Here is a 23,477-nt window from a genome sequence, read left to right on the forward strand (position 1 = left end):
GCAGCCCAATCTGCTCGCGACGGACCAGATCACTTGGGATGCACAGCCCCTTGGGGCCGTCCGGGACACCGCCGACTCTCTTCCAGTACCGCGTCCAAGGCGCGGCGGCCGATCCCGGCCATCAGCGGGTTGTCGGCGGAGTGAGTGAGGAAGACCAAGGCCAAGGCCAGCGCCCACCCCTGCGACCGCGCCCAGGTGGCGTCGTCGGCGCGGCCGTACACCCGGCGGAACTCCGCGCGCTGCGGCGCGGGCAGCAACATCCAGGCCACTGCCAGGTCGGTGGCAGGATCCCCCGCAGTGATGTCGCCGAAGTCGATCACGGACCCGATCCGGCCGCGATCGACAAGGATGTTCGCTGGGTGCAGGTCACCGTGCAGCCACACCGGGGGGCCGTCCCATTCAGGCGCGGTGGTGGCGTTCTCCCATACACGCGCCGCTGCGACCCGTTCGGACGGGTCATCGAGGTGCGGCAGTTGGGACATCACTCCGGTTGCCCGGCCGGCGAGCGGGATCCCGCGCGAAGGGTTGACGGGGGCATCCGCTGGTGCCGGCAGGTGAAGAGCGGCCAGGAACTCACCCAGAGCGAGCGCCGCCAGCCCGAGATCAGCTGGCTGTGTGCGAGCCGCCATCTCCCCTGGCAAGAACGGCACCACGCTCCAGGCCCATGGGTACCCGCAGCCCGGCAGCCCGATGCGAACCGGTGCGGGAACGGGAAGCGGCAGGTGTCCGGCCAGTCCCGGCAGCCAGCGCTGTTCGTTCAGCACGAGTGCGGCGGACACAGCGCGCCGGGGGAGACGCACCAGGTAGTCGTCGCCGAGCCGACAGACCATGTTGTCCCAGCCGTTGGCCAGCACCTCGATGTCGAGCCCGGCGAGGTCGGGGTGCTGGTCAGCCAGCAGCCGACGCACGAGTTGCGGGGAGGCCTCCGCCTCGGCGGCCGGCATGTTGTTGACGTTCACCGCGTAATCCTAGAACTCGCTTCACCCGAAGGAGCAGGGTCTGCTGCAAAAGTGGATCAAGGGCGTAGATGATCACGGTCCGTGGGGCGTGGTGACCTGACGAACGGCCTGTGGGAGCGACTGGAGCCGTTGCTGCCGGCGGGCAGAGGGCCGGGCCGTCCCCGTATCTGGACTCGTCGGCGGCTGACCCACGGCATACGATGGCGGACCCGGACCGGGGCGCCCTGGCGTGACCTGCCGGAGCGGTACGGGCCGTGGGACCGGGCCTACGACTAGTTCCGGCGTTGGCGGCGCGACGGCAACTGGAAACGGATCTTCGCGCAACTGCAGGCGGAGGCCCCTCGGCCCACGTCCCGCGGGATCGACGATCGACTCCGGAACATCCCCGGCACCGGCCGGCAACTCTGCCTCGGGCACCCCCACTGCCCCCCAGTAAGCACGCCACGTGGCGTGCCCGCCCGGCGGAGGCTCAGGCACGTAGCCCAGGGCCTCGGCCCAGAACGTCACCATTCTCTGCGGATCGGAGCAGTCGATCGTCAGCTGCACTGTCATCTCCATGCTGGGAACATCCCAGGTAGGTCTGACAGACGATCCCGCGCCGGCGTAGCCGCGGCCAAGGAGCCCGACCGGAGCTGCGGAGGTGTCGGCCACCTGCGGCAGTTCGACCCAGACGGATCCCGAGACGGCCGGCATCGAACCCGGCCTCGTGAGGATCTACGCGCTCTGTCGCCCGGTCATTCAACCCCACCCGCGAGCGGCGCGGGCATCACCCCCGACTGCGCCACGCTCGCCAGCGGCGCCCGCAACGGGACGGTCCGCCTGTGGCGGCGCAGCCGAGTAGTTGAGCGGCCGCGTGGCTGACGGGCGATACCTCGGCGCCTGCCACCGGCTTGGCCCGATCACCGCGGAGCACGGTCGACGCGGGGTCACGGTCCACGTGCTGCTGGACTTCGTGTACGTCGCCGAGCATCTCTGGTCGGCCGCCCACGCCCTCTGCACGGCGGGCTCCACCGAGGCTGAGGGGTGGGAAGCCGGTCGTCTGATCGCGATCCTCTCGGGCGACGCGGCTCGCGCGGCGATCAGGGCGCGGAGCTGCGGCGCCCGGGTTCGGGCCGCGCGGAATCCGGGTGAACAGCTTCAGCCCCGGACCGGTTGAGACCGATCTGTGGCTGGGAGGAGGTGGCGTCGCCGACACCGTCTCCTCCGCCGCCGGGCTGCGCCCGCAGGAGGTGACGGCCCAGGCCGCCTCCGCCACGGTGACGGGCCGCTTCTCCCGTCCCTCGGAGATCGCCGACCTGGTGGTGGTCCTGGCGAGCGACCGGGCGGCCAACATGCCGGCAGCGACTTCCGCATCGACGGCGGTCTCGTGCCGACCTGGTGACTTGGAAGGTTCGCGGTGTCTATTGCAGGGCTGCGATGCCGGTCAGGACGATGTCCACGCCGACGACGAACTGTTCGCGGTCGTCGTGCTCGCGCAGTTGCGTCACTGCCGCGTGGACGAACGGGTACCTGGCGGGGTCCAGTTGTGCCCACTGCGCGGAGGCCTGGTCGAGGAAGGTGGCTCGGTCCGTGTCGCCGCCGGCGTGGCGTCGGGTGCTGGCGGCGTTCTGTCCGGCGACGCCGAGCGAGAGGCGGGCGTGGTCAAGCCGCTGAGGCGGGTGTCGGGGTCTTGTCCTGCGTGGTGGCTGTGACCTGGGCGATGTCGGCGCGTCGGACGAGAAGCAACGCGATCGGCACGGCACTGAGGCAGACGAGCCCGCAGACCCACAGCGCCAGCTGGAATCCGCCCGTGAGCGCGTCCGCGGCCGCATGGCCGTGGCCCAGCAGGCCGGCGGAGCGCGAGGCCGCGACGGTGGAGGCGACGGCGATCCCGATCGCGCCGCCCAGCTGCTGGGAGGAGTCGACGAGCCCGGAGGCAACTCCTCCGTCGCGCTCGGTGACGCCTGCCAGGGCGCCGATGGACACGGGGATGAACACCCAGGTGACGGTCCCGGTCAGGAAGAACGGGCCGGCGAGATCGGCCCAGAACGCTCCACCCACCGGTGCCTGCGTCGCCCACAGGATCCCGGTCCCGGTGAGGGTCAACCCGACCGCCATGACGAGTTTCGCCGACGCACGGGTGACCAAGACCTGCGCGGGGCCGGCGAGCACCACCCCGGTCAGGCCGACGGTCAGCCAGGCCAGACCTGTCGTCATCGCGGAGTACCGAAGCACCTGCTGCATGTACAGGGTGCCGACGAAGATGTAGCCGTAGAAACCGGCTCCGAGCAGGAACCCGACGGCGTTGGAGCCTGCAAGGGTCCGCAGCCGGAACAGCCGCAGCGGCAGCAGGGGCGCCTCCGCCCTGGTCTCGACGACCACGAACGCGACCAGCAGGGCCGTCGCGGCCGCGAGCAGGGCCCAGGTCCGGGTGGCCGCCCACCCGACGGTTGGCGCCTGAGAGATCGCGTAGACCGCGAGGACCAGGGCACCGGTCACGGTGACGGCGCCGAGCGGGTCGTAGCGCCGGCGCGCGGCCGACTGCCGGCTCTCGGGGACCACACGCCCGGCCAGCAGCAGCGCGACCGCGCCGATGGCGACGTTCAGGTAGAAGATGTACGGCCAGCCCACGTAGCGGGTGAGCGCGCCGCCGGCCAGCACACCGAAGGTCGCTCCGCTGGCCCCGACCGCGCCCCACAGGCCGAGCGCCTTGTTGCGTTCGGGGCCCTCGGGGAACATGTGCATCACGATCGACAGGGCCGCGGGCAGCACCGCGGCGGCGCCCAGGCCCTGGATCCCGCGCATCACGATCAGCAGCGCGCTGCTGGTGGCCAGCGCACAGGCGAGCGAGGACGCGGTGAACACCGCCAGCCCGGCCATGAAGATCCGCCGGCGGCCGAGCAGGTCGGCGGTCCGGCCGCCGAGCAGCAGGAAGCCGCCGAAGGTGATCGCGTACGCGGTCACCACCCACTGCAGGTCCGACTCCGCGAAGTGCAGCCTGACGCCGATGGTCGGAAGTGCGACATTGACGATCAGCAGGTCGACCGCCGTCATGAAGTAGGCCACGGCGAGCAGGGAGAACGCCCGCCACCGGTGGACAGCGCCGGGTGCCGCGGGCGCCCGGCGGTGGACGTCGTTCCTGGGGTCGATCGAGGTCATGGGTGCCTCCGGTCGTCACTGGTCGGTCCTCACCGGGTGAAGCACCGGCCGACTCCTCGTTTCATCTCCGCGTCGGCGATGAATCCGGGCCGCCGCCGGTGTTGCACTGTCGGGAGCGGTTGTCCAGGCAGCCATGTGAAAGGACGAGACCCCATGACCGAGGCGACCCTCGCCCTCGCCCAGGCGGGCGACGGTGATGCCTTCCGTGCACTTGTCGATCCCTACCGTCGCGAGTTGCAGGCGCACTGCTACCGGATCCTCGGGTCCGTGCAGGACGCCGAGGACGTGCTTCAGGAGGCTCTGTTGGCCGCATGGCGTTCGATCGACCGGTTCGACGGCCGCTCCTTGCGGGCGTGGCTGTACAAGATCGCAACCAACCGCTGCCTGAACTTCCTGCGTGGCGAGTCCCGCCGCCCGCAGCCGGCCTATCTGCCCGATCACGGTGCGGGCGGGGCCGGGCAGGGGCGGTCCGACGGTCCGTGGTGGCTCGAGCCCTTCCCCGACAGTCTGGACGACCTGGCAGCCGACCCCGAGGCCCGGTACGACGTCCGCGAGTCGATCGCGCTGTCGTTCGTGGCGGGCCTGCAACGGCTGCCGCCCCAGCAGCGGGCCGTTCTCGTGCTCCGGGACGTGCTCGGCTTCCCCGCGGCCGAGACCGCGGGCATCCTCGGCGCCACGCCGGCCGCCGTCAACAGCGCACTGATCCGGGCCCGCGCCGCACTCCCGCCCGACCGGCGCCCGCACGAGGTGCCCATGCCCAAATCACCGGCCGAGACCGCCGTCGTCGACCGGTTCGTGAGCGCGTTCCAGCGCTTCGACCTGGAGGAACTGGTGGCCCTGTTGACCGACGACGCCAGGCTGACGATGCCGCCGGAGCCCGCCGAGCACCGGGGCCCCGGGCAGATCGCCCGTTTCCTCGTCCAGACCCACCGGGGCCAGGAGGTCAGGCTCCTGCCGGCCAGGGCCAACGCTCAGCCCGCGCTGGTGCTCTACCTCCCGGATCCCCACGCGCCGATCTGGCGGGCCAGCGGCCTCATCGTCCTCTCCCTGCGCGGGGACCAGGTCCAGGCGCTCACCCGCTTCGCAAGCCCGAACCTGCTCGCCCGCTTCGGATACCCCAGGACGCTGCCGAGAGACTGAACCGAGCGCGCCGTCGACACACCTCGAGATCCGCGGCTGGAAACCCAGGGCAGGCAGCTGACCCCAGGCTTCGGTGTTGCTCTCTCGGGGCTGACAAATGCGTGAGTTCAGTGGTCCGCTCCGGAAGTCCTTTGGGGGGGGTTACGTCGGTGGCCGGGGGTTCTGTTGGCGGGCGGAGCCGACGCGATCAGTGACAACTGCCGCCGGAGGCTACGGCCCCCTTGTTAGCTGCTTAGCTAAGATGCTAAATACTAGGCATGACAGAAGCTCAGGACGAGGCGGGAGCCTTCCGCGCTCTCGCCGATCCGACGAGGCGCCAGATCCTCGAAGACCTGAGAGGTGGCGAGCTCGCAGCCGGCGAGATCGCGGCCAGGTTCGCGATCAGCGCACCTTCCATCTCTCGACATCTCGGCGTGCTCAAGGGAGCCGGACTGGTCACCGAGCGACGGGAAGGCAACCGGATCCTCTACGCGCTGGCCGAGGACCGCCTGGCCACCTGCATCGGTCGGTTCCTCAGCGCCGTCTGCCCCGAGCAGATCGTCCTTCGCCACACCAAATGGCGCCCCGGGGCGCAGAGCGAGGGCTCATCATGAGGCAGCCGCGACTGTCCAGCGTCGTCGAACGACGGCTACTGGTGAACTACCGAGTCGCCCCGGAGGCCGCGGCACGCCTGCTCCCCAGGCCACTGCGCCCGCAACTGGTGCACCACTACGCGGTCGCGGGCATCTGCCTGCTGCGCCTGGGGCAGGTCCGGCCCGCTTGGGCGCCCAGGGCGTTCGGACTGCGCAGCGAGAACGCGGCACATCGGATCGCCGTCGAGTGGGACGGACCGGACGGCGTCGAGACCGGCGTCTACATCCCACGGCGCGACACCGCCTCGCGGCTCAACGTCTGGGCGGGAGGTCGCCTCTTCCCCGGCGAACACGGCCGAGCCGACTTCGAGGTGCACGAGACACCCGGTCAGATGCGTGTCGCACTGGCGACTCGGGATGGTGACACCCGAGTGGATGTCACCGTCGAGCTGTCCGACGAGCTGCGAGGCAGCGAGCTCTTCGCCGATCTTGCCGAGGCTTCCCGCTTCTTCCGAAGCGGGGCCAAAGGCTTCTCGGCCACCAGCTCCGGCCGTCACCTGGACGGCATGGAACTGCGGACCAATGCATGGCAGGTGGAAGCCGGCCGAGTTCGCTCCGCTGCGTCGTCCTTCTTCGACGACCCGGACCGCTTCCCGTCGGGGTGCGCGACCCTGGACTGCGCTCTGGTCATGCGCGACATCCCCGCCAGTTGGTGGCCACTCCCGGCCATGGCTTCCGACCACGGCCACGCCCAGCCCCACGTCGGCCCGGCGCCGGAGACCGACACAACCGCGACGGCCCAGCTGCCTCCCGGCCAGGCCGTCGCCAAGTTCCCGCCCGCCAAGGTCGACGCGCTGCGGGCGCTGGCAACCACCTCGCTCACCGACGCCAAGGCCGGCGACGCGAAGGGCGCCCACGCCGCCGCCCAGTCGCTGCGGGACCTGTGGGACGCCGACCAGGAGACCCTCCAGCCGTTGGACACCACCGGCTGGACTTCTGTCGATGCCCAGATGGACAAGGTGCTCGAGACCTTCGGCATCGACCACCGAACCCGCCGCTGACCCCGGCGCAGCAGGAGACCGAACCTTCCGCGCTCCTCACGGACCTGCGCTGATCTGACGCGCTCCCCGACCGGGGCCGGTGTCGCCCGGACATGGTTGACACCGGCTCCGGCTCGATCGCCCTGGCCTGGGCACCCCGGTCGCCGTACGGACGCGGGGCCCTCGGCGCACCGCCGCCTCCGAGCCGAGCCGCGGCGGTTTCGCGGCTCGGACTTGAGGGACACGCAGGCGGGGCCGTGCGCTAGACGGCGGTGCCCTCTCGGGAGAACGTGCCGGTCAGGAGGTCACTGATGTCCAGGCCGCTACCGCCGAGCAGGCCACCGGCGGCGGAGTCGAACCAGGTCCCGAGGTGGTCGGAGAAACCACGGACAGGGGTGAGGATGCCGCCGGTGATGTCGCTCAGGAGCCCGTGGACGAGGCCGCGGATGTGCGGGGCGGCGGCGCGCGGAGCGGGGTGGGTGGCCGCCGCGGCCGTGGGGGCCGCGGCGAGGACGGCGCCGAGCAGGGCGGTGGTGGCGACGGCGCGCGTGAGGGTGCTGGTCATGCCCGGTCGGATATCCCCGGCCCGGCGTGGCCACGCCGCCGGGCGGGCGGCGTCACTCTCCGGGGCGGTGCCGGGCGTCCGGACGGCCGTCGCAGGTACGCATCCGCAGGCTGCCGGCTCTTGGAATCGACCAGCTTCTCGCCGGGTCTGAGCAGTCCGTTCTCGCAGGCGAAGATCACTGACTGATGGCCGAACACCGAGAACGCTGACCTGGGCCGTGCTCGCGGTCCGTCGTCTCTGCCGTGGTGGTGGAGGAGGGGTAGCGGATGGACTCGCTGTTCGAGGAACTGGAAGTGCGCGAGTCGGCCGCCCGGGCGGAGAACTCCAGCAGGCTTACGGTGACGCCGGGGCCGTTGTAGCCGGAGCTGATCGCTGCGGCGACGGATCGCTCTGCTCGACCACCTCAGGACGGACTGACGAGTGACCCGAGCGGCGGGCAGGGAGCGATCAGCGTGCTGAGGCCAGGTCGCTCGACGAAGGCGCGGGCGGCGGCGGACTGGCGGCGCTGGGACTCCAGGTCGTCGGCGCGCCAGGCGTCCCGACGGGCGCCGTGTTCGTTCCAGTTGTAGGAGACGGCGCTGATGGAGGCGTTGCCGCCGGCGCGGCTGATCTCCGCTTTCACGATGGCCCGTTGGAGCACGGTCTGGGTGGCGGCGAGGTCGATCCGGGCGATCAGGACCCCGGGGGTGTTCGGCACGCGGGTCGGAATGAGGGCCTGGGGGAGCCGGGAGATCCCGAGGTCGCGACGGCCGATGTTCTCGACGGAGGCCCTCCTGGCGTCCTGGGACATCATGTGCATCTCCCGGTGTATCCAGAGGAGTTCGTCCAGGTCGGCCGTGGTGATGTGCATGCGCTGGTAGATCGCGCGGAACCGGGGGTCCTCGTGCAGCGGCCGGAGGGCGGCGGCGTGGAGGGCGACGCAGTCGTTGAAGCCGGCCGTGACGGCGGCGTCGAGGTGGAAGAGCGCCCGGTCGAGCTGACGGTGCAGGAAGGCCAGGGCGGCGAGCCCGCTGTGCCCGGCGCCGACCAGCCAGGCCGCGTCCGGGCCGAGCGTGGCGGCGCGCGCGATGACGTCGTGGAAGCCCGTGTCGACCTGGACGGCCGAGGACGCCGGACTGGTCAGGTTCGCCACCGTCAGTTCATGGACACGGGAGGCGAGCGAGTTGACGGTGTCGGCCATGGATCTCCTCAGACGGGGCGACGCACGTGGTCGGCACCAACGTACGGCAATGATCCGACAATTCGTGATGCCGGTCATGCGGGACGCCCCGGCCGTTCGGCCCTCGCACGAGACGCGCTCAGTGCGCTATGAAAGAGAGATCGAATACCGTGCTTCGAGGTGGGGGATCACCATGACCGAGTCGTTGCCCGTCAGCGCGCACGTCCGCATCTCGCCCGCACGCTTCGACCCGAACCGCTTCGCCGAGGTCGACGCCGCGAACACGAGGACCTCGGAGTACCTCGTCCCGGCCGTCGAGCAGTTGCCGGGCCTCATCCACTTCTTCGCGGGTGTCTCGCCGGACGGTTCGATGACGCAGATCAGCGTCTGGGACTCCGTCGAGCACTCGGCGCAGTTGGACGACCTGCAGGAGATGCAGGTCATCGCGCGCGGGGAGATGGAGGCCGTCGGTGTGACGTTCCACCCCAAGGTCGTCCACCCGATCAGTTGGTCGATCTGACGGAGGGCACCAGGGGCGGGGGTCCCGGCGCCCGGGCGTCCTGTCGGGCCGGCGTGCTCGGCCCGGCAGGACGCCGGAGCCGGCCGGGTTCCCCAGCTCAGCCCAGTGCGGCGGTGAGGAAGTTGGCGCCGTTGTAGGTGCCCCAGCCGGTCACGCGGTCGTAGCCGGTGCCGGCCTTGTAGGCGCCGTTGCTGCCGCTGGTGACGTCGTGGAACGCCTTGCTGTAGTTCGCGGACAGGGCGAGGGCGTAGATGGTGGAGTTGGCGAAGCCGAAGGACGGCTTGCCCTTGGCGGCGGCCTCACTGTCGTAGATCGCGGTGAATGCGGCCCAGTTGGGTGCGGCCGCGCTGGTGCCGCCGTACTCCGTCCAGGAACCCACCGCGTAGACGGACCAGCCGCTGCTGGGGTTGGCGTCGGCGGCGACGTCGGGCACGTAGCGGGAGCCGCTGGTGTCGACCTTGCTCTGGAAGCTCGGGGTGGCGAACTTCGAGGAGACGCCGCCTCCGCTGCCGTTCCAGGCGGTCTCCTTGCTCCAGGCACCGGAGGAGTTCAGGGAGAGCGTGGTGCCGCCGGTGCCGGAGACCCACGTGTCGCTGGCGGGGAAGTCGACGGACGTGCCGCCGTTGCCGGCGTCGTCGGAGCCGCTGTCGCCGGAGGCCGCGTAGACGGACTGCCCCTGGGCGGCGGCCTCTTGCAGGTCGGTGTCGACGGCGGTGAGGTTCGAGGGGGTCTCGGCCGCCTCGTCCTGGCCCCAGCTGGTCGAGATGACCGGGACGTCGTCACTGACGAGCGCGGCGTAGACGGCGAGCTCGCCGGCGTCGCTGTTGGGTGCCTCGTAGACCTTGACCGCGGCCTGTGGGGCGAGGGCCTGGACGACCTCGATGTCCAGCTCGACCTCGTCCTGGCCGGAGGTGTCGGTGGTGCCGCCGCCTGCGGCGCGCACGACGGGGGCGGGCGGGGTCAGCGCGTAGCCGTTGTCGTAGGTGGTCACGTCCGACTGCGTGTAGGCGGAGAACTCCAGCAGGCCGACGGTGACGCCGTGGCCGTTGTAGCCGGAGCTGATCGCTGAGGCGACGTTGTAGGCGGAGCGGGCGTGGGTCGGACTCAGGCCCGGGTGGGTTGCCTTGGGGGAGGCGGACGCGGGCGTGGCCGTGTTGCGGGCCAGGTTCGTGTGGTAGTGGGCGTAGTTGTTCAGGCCCGCCACGTCGGTGACGACGGCAGCGATGGCGGTGGGCAGCACCGGTGCGGTGGTGTTGGCGTAGAAGTCCTGCCGGGCGGAGGCGTCGCGGTAGTCGGCGAGCGTGGTGCCGAAGGCCTTCTCGACCTGGGCGGCGGTGCCGTGGGCCTGCACGGTCAGGCGGTTGGCGCTGACCTGGCGGACGGTGAGTCCCTGGCTGCGCAGGTAGGCGGTGACCCGTGCGAGGGTCTGCGCGGTGGCGCCGAAGCGGTCAGCGAACTGGTGCACCGTCAGGTAGTGCCGGTACTGCGGGGAGTGGGGGTTGGTGACCTGCCGCAGGAAGGTGGTCAGGCCCGTCTGGTCGCGTACGGCGAGGCTGAGGGTCACGGCTATCGACTGGTGGGCGTCGACCGTTCCGACGCGCTGGGAGTGGGCGATCGCGGGGAGGACGTCGCCCTGCAGGGCGGCGGGGGAGTTGGCGGCCTGCGCGGGTCCGGCCACGGCGAGGGCGAGGATCGGCAGCGGCGCTGCGAGCAGACCGATGGCGGAGCGGAGGGTGAGCTTCACGGGGGTCCTCCTGGGACGACGGGACTTGCGAACGGTGCTCGGGGATGTGCGGTGCGTGGACCGGGGGAACTCGCCTCATGTGCGAGATGTCCTGGGCATGACAATCGATGGGCTGTGTGTCTCCCCTGGTCCAAGCGGTTCTGATAGAGCATCACAGCGCGTGGTGGCATGGTGCGTCAACGGTGCCCTGGGTCGTGCCATGGAACTGTCATGGGGCGACACGGAGCGCATTCAGGCGCAACGGCCCGGCCGGCGAGTGTGCCGGGGCCGGGCCGTGAGGGTGCAGCGTGGGCGGGTTGGTCAGGTGGCGAGGGCGGTCAGGCCGTTCGTCGTACCGAGGCTGGTCGGGCCGCCGTAGGCGGCCCGGTCGCGGCCGTCGCAGGTCTGGTAGACCGGGGGCGGCTCCTGGGGGTTTGCGTTGACCGGCGCACGTGCGCCCAGCCATCGCGACCCCGCAGCCGGCGGTCGAGGCAGCGCCATCGGCGCCGCGCCCTCAGCGGATCTGTCAGAGGCCCCGGCGGCCCACCTGAACGCTCGTGGGAACCGGCGACGATCAGGCCGTCGGCCACGAGACAGGCACCGCAGAGGCTGAGTCCCGGGGTGCGGCGCTGGCGGGGCCGACAGCGACGACGTGGACGAATGAACCGACCGGGGGTGGGGTGGGTCGGTGTAGGCGATCAGCGGGAGCGCGAGTCCGCAGGCGGGATCGGGCGTGACCTCGACGCGGTGGTCATGGCCGCGGAACTGTGTGGATCCCGGACTCTTCGCGGCCAGGCGGACCGGGTGACCACTCGGCGAGCGGGTTGGCGTCCTCTGAGCATGATCCTGGACACAGTACGACCGCCTGGCTGCTGGAGGGACGAGTCCCGTAGTCCCGGGACGGGCGCCGCGATAGCGTTCACTTCACATCAATGCAACGTCTGACGTGCCTTTCGTTGCGTTAGATTCTCGCTCGATGCAACGAAATCTCGCCGTTTACCTGCAAAAAGAACGATTGCGTGCAGTGAAGCTGTTGCCGCATACGCAAACGCAACGTAGCGTTCTCAATGTCAGAAACACAGCGCAGGCAAGGAGAGAACGATGCAGAAGTTCGCCACCGCCGCCCCGGTCTCCGCCGTCGTGGAGATCCCCGCCGGTCGCATCCAGGTCATCGCCGCCGATCGCGCCGACGCCACGGTCGAGGTCCGGCCGAGCAACCCCGGCAAGGGCCGGGATGTGAGGGCCGCCGAGCAGGTCGCGGTCGAGTTCGCCGACGGGGTCCTGACGATCCGCGCCGCCGAGCCGAAGAACCAGTACTTCGGCCCGACCGGGTCGGTCGAGGTCACCGTCCAGGTGCCGTCCGGCTCCCACCTCGACGCGCACACCGCCAGCACCGAGTTCCGCGGCGTCGGCCGCCTCGGCGACGTCGTCTTCGAGGGCGCCTACCGGCAGATCAGGCTCGACCAGGCCGCGAGCCTGCGCCTGACCGCCGTCGACGGCGACGTCGAGGTCGGCCGCCTGGGCGGCCCCGGGCAGATCAGCACCGCCCGCGGCGCCATCAAGATCGGTGAGGCGAGCCGGGGCGCGGTGGTGCTGCGCACCGAGATGGGCGACATCACCGTCGGCGCCGCCGCCGGCGCCTCGGCCTCCCTGGACGCGCGCACCGGTCACGGCCGCGTCAGCAACGCGCTCAAGAACGACGGCACCGCCGCACTGGACATCCGCGCCACCACCGGTATGGGCGACATCACCGCCCGAAGCCTGTGACCTTGGCGAACACGGCCGCCCTCACCACCACCATCACCGCCGGCCAGGTCCACGGCGCAACGCCCACGACCCGGCCGGCCACCCGGTCCCGCACCACAGATCTGCCACGAGACACCAAGGGGAACACCATGACGAACAACACCAGCACTTCTTCAGCCGCAGCGGCGTGGAGCGGCATGGTCCCGGTCGACGACACCGCCCTGGCCGTGACCGACACCGGCGGCGCCGGCATCCCGGTGGTCTACTGCAACGGCCAGTTCGCCACCCAGGGCTACTGGCGACGCGTCATCACAGAGCTCGGCACCGAGCAGTGGCGGCACATCACCTTTGACGAACGGGCCCGCGGCCGCACCTCGGGACGCTCGAAGGACTACTCGTTCGAGGCCGCCGTCCGCGACGTCGACGCGGTCCTCGCCGCGCGCGGCGTCGACTGCGCCCTGGTGGTCGGCTGGTCCTACGGGGCGTTCGTCGCCGCGCACTGGGCCAGCCGGAACCCCGAGCGCGCGATCGGCGCGGTGCTCGTCGACGGTGCCTACCCCTACGACTGGCTGGACGACGCGATGGAGGAGCGGATCCGCACGCTCTTCCGCCGTATGGGCTGGTTCACCCCACTGCTGCGCCCGACCGGTCTGACCCCGCGGATGAGCGCGGCCGAGCAGGCGGAGAGCAACATCGAACTCGGCCGCATCTCCCGGGAACGCGAGCTCGGCCCGGTCCTGGACAACATCACCGTCCCGACCCGCTTCGTGGTCGCCTCGGGCACGTCGTTCGGCAGCAAGGGCGACGAGCAGGAGCGGATCCGCACCAGCCTCGACACGGTGACCGCCCGGAACCCGAACATCACCAGCGTCAAGGTCGCCGCCAACCACGGCGCGATCCTCAAGAAGGAGTTCGCGACCATCGCCGCCTCGGTCCACGACACCGCCAACCAGGCCCAAGCCCGACTCTAGGAGCGTCCGCGTCGCTCCACCGGCTGGCAAGGCGTGCCCGTTACCCAGTCCTCACGCTGTACCCCGGCACCGGCCGTGCCACCACCCCCTACGGTCCCCGGATCAAGGTGGGCGGCGGCTGGAATGCCTACACCACGCTGGTCGCGGCCGGTGACCTGGCCGGAGACGGGCACGACGACCTGCTTGCCAGCGACAGTGTGGGTCGTTTGTGGCTGTACTGCGGCACCGGTGAGGCGACGCGCCCGTTCCTGCCCAGGACCGCGGTCACTCTGCCCGGCGACCACCCCTCGGCGCGCCTGGTGGCCGACGGCGCGCTGTTCACAGACGGGCAGGCCGACTTGGTCGATGCCGCGAGCGGGTTCGACTTCCACGGCACCGGCTCCGCGAGCAGTCCCCTCAGCGATGCGCTGCTGAAGGCTCCGAGCCTCGGCGGGTATGACGCCGTCACTGTGGGGGCGGGGGCTGTCAACCGGAGCTCACGTCTCCGTTCGCCACGCCTCCCCACCGAAGCCCGTGCTGCGGCGGGTGAGTCGTGAGCTGATCGCCGGGCAGGTGCTGCCATTCAGGTCTGTCTTTTCGCTGGAACGGCTCAAAACCTGATGTTGTGTTCATATCGGCATTCCCGCCGAGAGTACCTTCGCCGCTGTCGCTCCGAGTGGGCCCGGTAGCTCGGCGATGAACGTCGCACGACTGTGTCGAGGAGCGAATTGATGGCAACTGATGGTGCGTCGGTACCTCCACCAGTGGACCGCCCACTGCGACTCGCGCTCCAGCGGCCGCCCGGGCCCGGTGGCCGTGCCAGGGCCAGGGGTTGCCTCCCTGTCCGGCGCAGGCGTCCCCGATCGCGTGATCAGGCACGGCGCATGCTCGGCGTGCTGGCGGCGTCCTTCGCGCTTGTCGTGGCCGGCTCCGTGCCGGCGGCTGCTCGCGGGCACGCGGCAGGACATGACCACGGTGCCGCCTCTGCCAGGTGCGGGTCGATGAACATCGTCGCGCACGAGGACGACGACTTGCTGTTCCTCAGCCCGGACCTGCTCGGTGACATCCATTCCCGGCGTCAGGTCCGCACGGTCTTCGTCACCGCCGGTGATGCGGCCGAGCGCGTGGGCGGCGGGATCGACCAGCAGACGAAGTACTGGATGGCACGCGAGGCCGGCAGCAGGGCCGCCTACGCGCTGATGGACGGCGCCAAGAACGTGTGGCGGCAGTCCCACACCACCTTGAACGGGCATCGGGTGGTGGAGTTCACCCTGGTACCCGATCCGAGGATCTCCGAGGTGTTCCTGCGTCTGCCCGACGGGAACCCCGACGGCAGCGGATCGCGGTTCCACAACAAGGAGAGCCTGCTCAAGCTGCGCGTCGGCCAGATCCGGACCATCCACGCCCTCGACGGCTCCGCCGTCTACTCCAAGGCCGGGCTGCTGGCCACGGTCACCGGGCTCGTCGAGCAGGCCCACCCCTGCGTGATCCGGACCCAGGACTACGTCGCCCAGGACTTCACCCTTGGCTTCGACCACGCCGACCACACCCTTTCGGCGGACCTGGCCCACGCCGCCAGCGACGCCTACAAGGCACCCCACCAACTGGTCGGCTACCTCGACTACAACATCTCGCTACGCCCGGTCAACGTCAGCGGTGCTGCGCTCGCGCAGAAGGAAGCCGCGTTCTACCGCTACGACCGGTTCGACTCCCTGCTGCCGTGCTACACGGCGGCGCTGCGCAAGAAGAACAGCGTCTGCGACGAGTACGCCCAGTGGCTGGTGCGCCAGTACCGGGTCATGACCGGCCCGGGCTGGTACCAGGCCTGTTTCGTGCCCCACCTGCTCGGCTTCCCTCTGGAGTTCGGTGAGGCACCCGCTTCCGAGGGCGCGGCGATCGCAGCGATCCGTGGCAGTGGCTGTGCGGTCGGAACGGTCACGCACGACTTCGACGCCGTCGTGCCCGAGGGCTTCGTGCTGGATCAGACACCCCTGCCGGGCCCGGACTTCCGACCCCAGGGGACCAAGGTCAACATCGTCATCAGTGACGGTCCGGAACCCAAGCCCACACCATGACGCGGGATGCCCGGCCGGCCCGGATGAGCGGCCGGGGCACCGGATGCGGACTGCGCGGCGACTTGTACCTCGCGGGGCGGGAGAAGAAGGGGGGCGGAGCGGGGCGGGTGCGTGCTCTGCCCGCCCGGCTGGCCCTGTTCCACCGTCGGGTCGTTGCCGAGCTGCGGAAGGTCGGCCGACCGGTGGGCAGCTACAGACGTGGGTGCGTGTGGTGATCGTGTTCGTGGTCGGGATGTGCTGCTGGTCTACGGCCTGGACTGCCTCTTCGTGAAGATCATGGCGAGGGTCCTGGGCTGACCGGGAGCGTCACGGCGGACGCGGTGCCCGGACGCGTCGTCAGATGAGCGCTGGTGCGGGCCGGGTGGGGCGGCGATCCAGTCGGCCACGCGCCGCCGCCACCTGAGGTGCACCGCCCTGCCGTGAGGGTGCCGGGCCCACGGTGGTGCCGTCCTTGGCGCGACGGGTTCGTTCCCCGGCTCGGCGGACCGGTGCGTGGTGGGCTGGAGGCGAGGACCGCGCGGACCAGGCCGCCGAAGGCATCCAGGTGGGCGCGGTGGGCGGCCAGGACGCCCTCTACCTGCGGGCCCCTCCATGAACTTCCATGAAGCCGCTCTTCGCCAATGTTGGCAGGCCCGGCCCGACCCGTGGAACGGCCTGGGCGCGACGGGCATCGACGAGCAGCGCGTCAACGGCCCGGTCTCTGTCGTCACGGCTGGACCGAAGGGTACCCGTGAGGTCGGTCTCCTGGGCGATCGGCGCTGATCGGGCATCACATCTGCCGCCGGGAGCCGGTCCCGGTTGTGTTCATGCGGCCGGGCGCCTCTACAGCCGCTTGGGCTTTCGGGCCGCAGAATCCCGGGCTCGCCAGGCGGACTGTCATCTCCTCGGGGGAGTCGGCCGGCGGAGCGAAGTCGCTGCTGCGTCGCATGGTGGACGGAACGGGCACCCTTACGGAGCTGCCCGCCCCGATAGGCTTGGGACGGGCAGCTTCGTGAGGGGTGGCCTGACGGACGGGGGAAGGGGCGCTTCATGGCAGCCACGACGGACAGGGCGACGGCCGACGGTGACGGAGCCCGCGAGGGGCATCTGCGCCTCGTCTGGCCCCAGTGGCAGGGCGCCGACGGCGCTGCTGTCGCGGCCTACGTGCCCGAGGTCCCGCCGGACGTGGCTCGGCGCGGCTACGCGGTGGGCGCAGCCGTCTTGGAGGCGACACTGCCTCAGCATGACGGCCCCACCGCTGCTGTGCCGGTCCTGATGTCGGACGTGGGCCTGACGCAGCAGGACGGTGTCGCGGCCAAAGCGGTCGTCATCGAGCAACTCGCGCGGGCGCTGGAGCTGATCCGCCGGCACGCGCCGTCCCGGATCACGACGCTGGGCGGCGAGTGCTCCGTCAGCGTGGCGCCGTTCGCGGAGCTGGCCCACCGCTACGGCGAGGACCTGGCTGTCCTCTGGATCGACTCACACCCCGACCTCTTCACACCCGGCGGGACCTACCCGGGCTTCCACGCGATGGCGCTCGCCACGCTCACCGGCCACGGGGACCGCGACGTTCTCGATCTCCTCCCGGCGACGGTTGCTCCGGAGCGCGTCGCCCTGGTGGGTGTGCACTCCTGGTTCGACGACAATCTCGCGGACGCGAAGGCCTGGGGCATCCAGGCGTTCGCGCCCGACGCGCTCCGCGGGTCCTCGCGGCCGCTGCTCGATTGGCTTGCGGCGACGGGCTGTTCGCGCGTCGCCGTCCACTTCGACGTCGACACCGTCGATGGCGAGGAGGTCCGGCTCGGCCTGATCGCCGAGCCGGGCGGCCTGACCGGTGTCCAGGTGCGGCGGATCGTCGCCGACATCGCGGATGTCGCGGACGTCGTCGGCCTCACGGTCGCCGAGTTCGTTCCCCGGCAGGTCATGCGGCTGGGGCAGATCCTGGGCGGCTTCCCCCTGCTGTCCCGGCCGTCCTGACACGCGGTCGGACTGCACGAGGGTTCGTCCCAGGTGGGGTGCGCCAGTGCTCCCTTTGGCACGGGGAGGGTATGCGCGTAGGGAGATGGCCGGGCGGCCGAGAGGGTTCGACCTGCGGTTCGGCTTCGAGGGCTCGATCACGGTCAACCGCAAGGACTTCGGGACTGGTTCCTGGGGTGCGGGGCGTCCGTAGTGCTTCTGGAAGGCGCCACCCCCGGCACGTTCGCGTAGACCTGTCGCCCGGAGGCGACTGCTGACGGGGATGGCCGCGGGTCGGTCCCGCTGGGGGTGCGACCTGCTCGGACCCACCGCCGCGGCACAGGCGCTGGCTGCTCCGGGCTGCCGGAGGGCTCAGCGCCCGGTCAGGAACGGCGGCACGGTTCCGGTCAGCACGCACGTGGCCGTCGCGACGAACACGCCGCCGACCACGGTGCCCATGATGGTGAACCCCCACGGTGCGATTCCGCCGATCCTGCGGGCGTGCTGCGGCCGGCCGGCGGGGAACCCGAGTCGGACCTCCTGCCCGATGCTGGCACGGAAGTTCGTCTCCACTCGGCGCGGAACGCCCTCGTCGTCGACGAAGGTGACGGTGCTGGAAGCGCCGCCGCGCGCGGCGGCGCTCACCCCGATCACGATTCCCGCGACGCGGTGCCCACGCTCGGCCTGCCACTGGCGCACGCCCTGCCAGCCGGCGGCGGCCCAGGCGGCGGTCCCCGTGCCTGCGATGAACAGGACCCCGGTGTCGATCATGTGCTCCACCAACGTTTGTGCGTGCCGGCCGGCGGGAGTGCCGGTGGCCGGGCGTGCAGCATACGCTGCCGTCCGTCGGCCTCCTGAGCCCGGCCGGAGTTCAGCAGCGCTGGTCAGCGGGGCCGCCGAGCGCGGCCAGGGAATCGAGGACATCTCGGTGTTCGTCCCGGAGCGGACAGTCGAACAGCACCTCCGGTGGGGCGATCCGCGGCAGAGGCACCTCCGGCCGGCGCTGCTGCGGGACGATCTCGAGGTCGCCGTCTGCGGGCAGCATGTCCAGGACGATGCGCCCGCGCCAGCCGGATGGTGTGGAGCGGTCACTGCGGCGTCGCATTCAGGTGGTCTCGGCGGGGCCTCAGCGCCCTGTCTGTTGCACCTCCGCCGGGCGGCGGGGTATCGCTTCAGAGGAGGTTGTACCGGCCGCCACCGGGTTCCTGCATGGCCGCCACCCGGTAGGCGTACTCGGCCGTGTAGATCGGGCCGTAGGAGGCCGGCATGAGTCCGTCCTCGATGTCGACCGGCCCGAAGAGGCCTTCGGGACGAGGGGCACGGGCAGGAGCGGGCTCCTTGTACGCGTCGAGGATGGCCGTGACCTCCTTCTCGATGTCCGGATGCCGCGGCCGGGTGCATTCACGGCGCTCGTTGATTCCGCACCGGATACCACCAGACCCTCCCGTCGCCGCGCTCAACCTCGCCACCACGGTGAACGCGCGCTGCGGGTTGGCGATGAGTACGCCCTTGACGCGCTCGCCGGGCGCGAAGGTCACCGTCTCCGGGCTGGCCTTCCTCACGTTCTGGGCATCGGTCACGTCGACGTAGAACTCGACGCTGAGGGTGACACTGCACTCTGAGTCGACGTCACCGCCCTGGGGGTCCATCTCCTCCCTGGCCCGGAACGGGATCTGCTTGCCCCCCGAAGGAGCCGGCAGGTAGGACGTTCCCAGGGCGTTCAGGGGGTAGAGCTCGCCCTTGTCGTACTGCTCGTAGCCGCCCGGAGTGTTGATCCTCGCCATGCCCTCACGGACGACGATCACCAGGACCTTTTCGGCGGTGACCTTGTTGACCTCTTCCAGGCTCAGCACTGTGATCTTCTCCCTGGTGGGAGAACCCTCGTAGACCGTCCGCGACATCGCGTCGCCCCTTCCTGAATGTGACTTCCTGTCTCTATTTGAGTACATGTCAGGTTTCGGGGCTGGCAGGCCTGACGGTTCGGCGTGGTGCCGGGCCGGACACTGTCCGGCCACGCGGCACCCGGCCCGCGAAGAGAGACAGGATGGGGACAGCCCGCTCCAGGCCGGTCGGAGCCGACCGACCCAGGCGGCCCGAGTTGACCGCTCGGGACGAGGCCGGGGCGCTGATGCCCTGGTGAGGTGCCTTACGCTGAGCGTCCCCATGCACATCCGAGGCGTGGACTCATCACGGCCAAAGGGAGAGCAGCGTGGCACAGGGACGTTCTGGCATCAGGGGCGCGCGGATCGGGTCCGGACCGATGGGGGAGCCGGAGCGCGGTGACCTCGCCCCGCGCACCACGGTCTCGTTCTGGTGCGGCGGCGGGCACCACACACAGCTCAGCTTCGCGATCGAGGCCGTGGTCCCGCAGACATGGGACTGCCCGCGGTGCGGGCTGCCCGCCGGTTCCGATCCCAACTCCGTGCCGATGGCAGAGGGCCATGCCCCCTACATGACGCACATGGGCTACGTCCGTCAGCGTCGCAGCCAGGAGGAGGGCGAGATCCTGCTCAACGAGGCGCTGGCGAAGCTCCGCGGGACCATCTGAGCAGTCGGGAGGCGGCGTCGGCGGTTCGGTGCGGAGCGAGTACGGGTCGGCGGCTGCGATCTCGCCGGGGTCGCCGCGAGGAGAGCGGCGGCGAGTGCGGCCTCGAGGCGTGCGGGGGTTCCCGGCTGGGCGTCGGCCTGTCCGGGAGCAGCGGGCTTGGCACCGGGGACGGGTTCGGCCTCGGGCCGCTCGAAGCGGTCGCCCGGGGCTGAGGTTGCGACAACCTGCCATCTGGTGGCCTTGTCGTCGGCCTGGATTGTCACGCCGGCCGGGTGCTTGGTGTGTCCGGCGTCGGCGAAGGTGGTCGCGTTGACGCCGGGGATCGTCCGCCGTAGGTCGCCTTGATCAGGACGGCGCAGTGGTTGAAGGCCCGGTCCGCGCCGCCGGCCAGGTCGGATGTCCCGGTCGTTGAGGTGGAGACGGCTCCCGGTACGCCCGATGCTGGATTTCGGTGGCCTGTTGAAAGTCTGCCGGTCCACCTGTGGGGGAGCGGCGAGAAGTCCGGGTCGTTCGTTGACTTTGAGTCGCAAACGGATAGTTTGTGTAAATATGGCCCTTGATGAGGTGTCAGTAGATTTTCCAAATGCTGTGACACCGGCGCGTCCACGGGGCCGAACGGCGCAGGCCACGCCTGGCCAGGGGTGCCCTCCTCGTTGCGTTCGAGACCGGATCGCCCCTTGGAGCGGTGATTGGGGCCGCGCGGCCGCCACCGGGCAGCCGACCCGCCAAGGCGCGAGGGTCCTCGGCCACCGGAGCATCACCGGTGGCCGGTGCATATCCGCGCCCGCCGCCATTGTGTCCGGCCGCTAGCCACACTCCCGAGGGCGCGTTCCCCGCTCCGGTTGTACCGGCCGCCGGCCCGCTTGCGTGTCCTGCACAGGCGTCTCGTCCCCTTGTCCCCGGAGGTCTGCTCATGCACAGATTCCCAAGTGTCCCAATCCGCTCCCGCCGACGTTCGGCCCGCCCGCGCAGGCGGGCTCTGCACCTGGTGCTCGTCGCCGCACTTGCCACGGCCGGACTGCTGCCGGCCGCGGTCACGCCCGCGGCACAGGCGCGGGAGCCCCGGAAAGCGGTGCAGACCCCGGCCACGGCCGGGGCGCCGGTCGTGACCATGGCCGAGGACGGCACCACGATGGTGTTCGCCCGCACTCCCGCAGACAGCCTGCTGCGGCGCGAGCGCAACCACGCCACCGCCCAATGGGGCGCGTGGATCGACACCGGCGGAAAGACCACGGGCAACGCGGCCGTCGGGCACAGGCTGGACGGCGGGCTGGAGGTCTTCGCCACCCGTGCCTCCGGTCACGTCTGGTTCCAGCCGCAGGGGGCGTCGGGCTGGGGCGCCTGGAGCGACATGGGGACTCCGCCCGGCACCACGGCGGCCGGAACGCCGGTCGTGGTGGCCGACAACAACACCGCCGCCACCACTCGTGCCAGCGGCCAGGTCCAAAGGAACTCGGACGGCCGTCTGGAGCTGTTCGTGCGCGGCGCGGACGACGCCCTGTGGCATTGCGCCCAGAAGGCACCCAACGACGGGGGCTGGAGCGCGTGGGAGAAGCTGGGCGGCGGGCCGTGGGCCGGTGACCCCGCAGCCGTCGTCACCGCTTCCGGTCGCATCGCGCTGGCGGCCCGCACCGGTGACGGTCACCTGGAAACGACCGGTCAGAAGCAGCCCGGCACCCAGCAGACCCAGCTGCCCGTCGGCAACTGGGCACCCTGGAGCGATCTGGGCGACGGCTTCATCAGCAACCCCAAACTGGTGGCCAACACCTACCGGACCAACACCGGGCAGACGGCCGCGCGCGGCAACGGCACCCTGTTGCAGGCCTTCGCCAACCGCAGTGACCACCACCCGTGGACCGTCGCCCAGTCCCAGCCCGGCACCGCGGCCAGCCCCGCCGGTACCTGGGACACCGCCCACTCCTTCGACCTGGGCCTGGCCCTCACTTCGCCGCCCGTGGTCGCCGCGGCCAGCGACGGGCGCCTGTCGGTCTTCGGCCTCGACGCCAACCACACCGTGGTCCACCGCTCCCAGGTCCAAACCCTCATCCCGGGCCACGACGCCACCGGCATCTGGGACGGGGGCTGGCCCCGGCGCCCCGGGGTGTCGGCCACGGCCCTGACCGTCACCCGCACCGCCGCAGGCGCCTTCACGGTCATCGCCGTCGATGAAGCCTCCGCCACGATGTACGCGATCGACCAGCTCGCCGCCGGCACCCCCCGCTCGACGGCGGGCACCTGGCTCGACTGGAGCGCACCGGCCCCGATCTCAACCGACCACTGCGCGGGCGCCGGGGTACCGGACTGCCTCAGGATCCATCTCCCCGACCTGAATCAAAACCTCGACACCATCCCCGGCACCACGTTCGAGCCCGTCAACCGTGAGACTCCCGACCCGCAATCAACAAGCCAGAAGTGGGCCCTCCAACCCGTTCCGGGCGCGACCAACGGCACCTTCACCATCCTCAACCACCTCACCCTCGGGTGTATCGCCAACGTGGATTCGGAGGTGGGCGTATACCCCTGCGGCGCGTCCGCGGTGACGACGTGGTACCTCGAACCTGCGACCACCGACAACACCGGGAAGCCCACGGGCTACCGCATCCACAAGGCCGGCGCGACGCTCTGCCTCACAGCGACCCTGGACTCCGAGCTCAGCGCTCCCTGGGTCATCCACACATTCCCCTGCGGCGACGGCAACCCGAACCACAAGCAGGTCTGGCACCTGGGTGGAGACGGCGCCACCGCCACCGGCATCCTGAACCTCGCGCTCGAACACGCCGCCGCCGCCTGCGCCGGCCACAAGACGTCCAACTGCGTCTTCCAGGACACCAGCACCCCGGTCCCCTACAACGCACCCGCCTGCGTGTTCGGCGACGTCCTCTACAACAACAGCCCCTCCAGCACCGCCACGCTGGGCGCCGAGTGGAAGCACGTGATCGGCTCGGATTGGTCGGTCGGCGGTGAGGTGTCCATCGACCCCTTCGAGTTCCTCGGCCTCGGCGCCTCTTTCTCGGTCGATCACAGCTGGGTCGACGACGACGAGACCTCGCGGACGGTGGACATCGAGGTTCCGCCCGGACAGTTCGGCTGGATCGAGGAAGCCCCCCTGGTCATGGAGACCATCGGCTACTGGAAGTTCACCATCGGCGGATACACCTACACCGTCCCAGGCCACAACCTCTCCAACGCCCGGGACAACACGGGCGGCCAGAACACCCTCGTCATCACCAACACCTCTCCCGAGCCTCCCACCAACGCCCCCTGCAACCAGTAACACCGACCAAGAGCCCCGACGCGGACACAGACGGGGCTGCCGATGAGATTGTCGCTTATGGTCAGAATGGCCCGAATGGTCGCTGGACCATAAGCGGCAAGCTCGGCCGAGCGGGGTGGAGGCAGCACCAGTC

General features: G+C 70.7%; 21 protein-coding genes and 3 pseudogenes. 14 read left to right on the forward strand and 10 right to left on the reverse strand.

The annotated features are described in order from the left end of the window. Positions 1-29: 29 nt before the first annotated feature. Positions 30-959, reverse strand: a complete 930-nt coding sequence (locus tag ABH931_RS13270; protein ID WP_370112693.1) for an aminoglycoside phosphotransferase family protein — start codon at positions 957-959, stop codon at positions 30-32. 81 nt (positions 960-1,040) lie between these two features. Here ABH931_RS13270 and ABH931_RS13275 point away from each other — a divergent pair. Next, positions 1,041-1,232, forward strand: a pseudogene (locus tag ABH931_RS13275) (transposase); the annotation flags it as partial. A gap of 66 nt (positions 1,233-1,298) precedes the next feature. On the opposite strand, the pseudogene ABH931_RS13280 reads toward ABH931_RS13275, so the two are convergent. Continuing rightward, positions 1,299-1,517, reverse strand: a pseudogene (locus ABH931_RS13280) (VOC family protein); the annotation flags it as partial. Between the two features lie 295 nt (positions 1,518-1,812). Between ABH931_RS13280 and ABH931_RS13285 the strand changes: the two are divergent. Both ABH931_RS13285 and ABH931_RS13290 read left to right on the forward strand, forming a co-directional pair. After that, positions 1,813-2,115, forward strand: a complete 303-nt coding sequence (locus ABH931_RS13285) for a hypothetical protein (RefSeq protein ID WP_370112695.1) — start codon at positions 1,813-1,815, stop codon at positions 2,113-2,115. Continuing rightward, positions 2,087-2,650 (forward strand): hypothetical protein, encoded by a 564-nt coding sequence (locus ABH931_RS13290; protein ID WP_370112697.1) that lies wholly within the window; start codon positions 2,087-2,089, stop codon positions 2,648-2,650. The genes ABH931_RS13285 and ABH931_RS13290 overlap by 29 nt, the downstream gene beginning before the upstream one ends. Here ABH931_RS13290 and ABH931_RS13295 read toward each other — a convergent pair. Further along, positions 2,601-4,097, reverse strand: coding sequence for an MFS transporter (locus ABH931_RS13295; protein WP_370112699.1), 1,497 nt, complete (start codon positions 4,095-4,097; stop codon positions 2,601-2,603). The genes ABH931_RS13290 and ABH931_RS13295 overlap by 50 nt on opposite strands. Positions 4,098-4,250: 153 nt before the next feature. Between ABH931_RS13295 and ABH931_RS13300 the strand changes: the two genes are divergently transcribed. The 3 genes and pseudogenes from ABH931_RS13300 to ABH931_RS13310 all read left to right on the forward strand — a co-directional run. After that, positions 4,251-5,237: an RNA polymerase subunit sigma-70 gene (locus ABH931_RS13300; RefSeq protein ID WP_370112701.1), complete on the forward strand. Its 987-nt coding sequence runs from the start codon at positions 4,251-4,253 to the stop codon at positions 5,235-5,237. 257 nt (positions 5,238-5,494) lie between these two features. Continuing rightward, positions 5,495-5,830, forward strand: a complete 336-nt coding sequence (locus ABH931_RS13305; protein WP_370112703.1) for a metalloregulator ArsR/SmtB family transcription factor — start codon at positions 5,495-5,497, stop codon at positions 5,828-5,830. After that, positions 5,827-6,522, forward strand: a pseudogene (locus tag ABH931_RS13310) (DUF2071 domain-containing protein); the annotation flags it as partial. The gene ABH931_RS13305 and the pseudogene ABH931_RS13310, both read left to right, overlap by 4 nt. 589 nt (positions 6,523-7,111) lie before the next feature. Here the strand turns inward: ABH931_RS13310 and ABH931_RS13315 are convergent. Both ABH931_RS13315 and ABH931_RS13320 read right to left on the reverse strand, forming a co-directional pair. Further along, entirely contained in the window at positions 7,112-7,414 is a 303-nt protein-coding gene (locus tag ABH931_RS13315; RefSeq protein ID WP_370112705.1) for a hypothetical protein, read from the reverse strand. A gap of 403 nt (positions 7,415-7,817) precedes the next feature. Further along, on the reverse strand, positions 7,818-8,594 hold the full coding sequence (locus tag ABH931_RS13320; RefSeq protein ID WP_370112707.1) for a hypothetical protein: 777 nt from the start codon (positions 8,592-8,594) through the stop codon (positions 7,818-7,820). A gap of 172 nt (positions 8,595-8,766) precedes the next feature. Between ABH931_RS13320 and ABH931_RS13325 the strand changes: the two genes are divergently transcribed. After that, complete coding sequence (locus ABH931_RS13325) at positions 8,767-9,093, forward strand: hypothetical protein (protein ID WP_370112709.1); 327 nt, start codon at positions 8,767-8,769, stop codon at positions 9,091-9,093. 97 nt (positions 9,094-9,190) lie between these two features. Here the strand turns inward: ABH931_RS13325 and ABH931_RS13330 are convergent, their stop codons facing one another. After that, on the reverse strand, positions 9,191-10,837 hold the full coding sequence (locus ABH931_RS13330; protein ID WP_370112711.1) for a protease pro-enzyme activation domain-containing protein: 1,647 nt from the start codon (positions 10,835-10,837) through the stop codon (positions 9,191-9,193). A gap of 300 nt (positions 10,838-11,137) precedes the next feature. Then, positions 11,138-11,317, reverse strand: a complete 180-nt coding sequence (locus tag ABH931_RS13335; protein ID WP_370112713.1) for a hypothetical protein — start codon at positions 11,315-11,317, stop codon at positions 11,138-11,140. A gap of 600 nt (positions 11,318-11,917) precedes the next feature. Here ABH931_RS13335 and ABH931_RS13340 point away from each other — a divergent pair. From ABH931_RS13340 to ABH931_RS13360, 5 genes are all read left to right on the forward strand, one after another. Next, entirely contained in the window at positions 11,918-12,583 is a 666-nt protein-coding gene (locus tag ABH931_RS13340; protein ID WP_370112715.1) for a DUF4097 family beta strand repeat-containing protein, read from the forward strand. A 128-nt stretch (positions 12,584-12,711) separates the two neighbouring features. Continuing rightward, a complete protein-coding gene (locus ABH931_RS13345; RefSeq protein ID WP_370112716.1) occupies positions 12,712-13,533 on the forward strand; it encodes an alpha/beta fold hydrolase in 822 nt (273 codons plus the stop codon). 107 nt (positions 13,534-13,640) lie between these two features. Next, positions 13,641-14,069, forward strand: a complete 429-nt coding sequence (locus ABH931_RS13350) for a hypothetical protein (protein WP_370112718.1) — start codon at positions 13,641-13,643, stop codon at positions 14,067-14,069. A gap of 444 nt (positions 14,070-14,513) precedes the next feature. After that, positions 14,514-15,587 carry a PIG-L family deacetylase gene (locus ABH931_RS13355; RefSeq protein ID WP_370112720.1) on the forward strand — a complete coding sequence of 358 codons (1,074 nt, stop codon included), beginning with the start codon at positions 14,514-14,516 and terminating at the stop codon, positions 15,585-15,587. Positions 15,588-16,616: 1,029 nt separating this feature from the next. After that, positions 16,617-17,543, forward strand: a complete 927-nt coding sequence (locus tag ABH931_RS13360) for an arginase family protein (protein ID WP_370112722.1) — start codon at positions 16,617-16,619, stop codon at positions 17,541-17,543. Positions 17,544-17,894: 351 nt separating this feature from the next. Here ABH931_RS13360 and ABH931_RS13365 read toward each other — a convergent pair whose 3' ends face one another. The 3 genes from ABH931_RS13365 to ABH931_RS13375 form a co-directional block, all read right to left on the reverse strand. Beyond that, complete coding sequence (locus ABH931_RS13365) at positions 17,895-18,293, reverse strand: hypothetical protein (RefSeq protein WP_370112724.1); 399 nt, start codon at positions 18,291-18,293, stop codon at positions 17,895-17,897. A 100-nt stretch (positions 18,294-18,393) separates the two neighbouring features. Continuing rightward, entirely contained in the window at positions 18,394-18,567 is a 174-nt protein-coding gene (locus ABH931_RS13370) for a hypothetical protein (RefSeq protein WP_370112726.1), read from the reverse strand. Positions 18,568-18,694: 127 nt separating this feature from the next. Continuing rightward, positions 18,695-19,423, reverse strand: coding sequence for a hypothetical protein (locus ABH931_RS13375; RefSeq protein WP_370112728.1), 729 nt, complete (start codon positions 19,421-19,423; stop codon positions 18,695-18,697). A gap of 308 nt (positions 19,424-19,731) precedes the next feature. On the opposite strand from ABH931_RS13375, the gene ABH931_RS13380 reads away from it, so the two are divergent. Both ABH931_RS13380 and ABH931_RS13385 read left to right on the forward strand, forming a co-directional pair. Beyond that, complete coding sequence (locus ABH931_RS13380; protein WP_370112729.1) at positions 19,732-20,070, forward strand: RNA polymerase-binding protein RbpA; 339 nt, start codon at positions 19,732-19,734, stop codon at positions 20,068-20,070. A 988-nt stretch (positions 20,071-21,058) separates the two neighbouring features. Beyond that, positions 21,059-23,344 carry a hypothetical protein gene (locus ABH931_RS13385; protein ID WP_370112730.1) on the forward strand — a complete coding sequence of 762 codons (2,286 nt, stop codon included), beginning with the start codon at positions 21,059-21,061 and terminating at the stop codon, positions 23,342-23,344. Positions 23,345-23,477: the final 133 nt, after the last annotated feature.

Origin of the sequence: Streptacidiphilus sp. MAP12-33 (assembly GCF_041261265.1) — a bacterium.
Lineage (GTDB): Bacteria > Actinomycetota > Actinomycetes > Streptomycetales > Streptomycetaceae > Streptacidiphilus.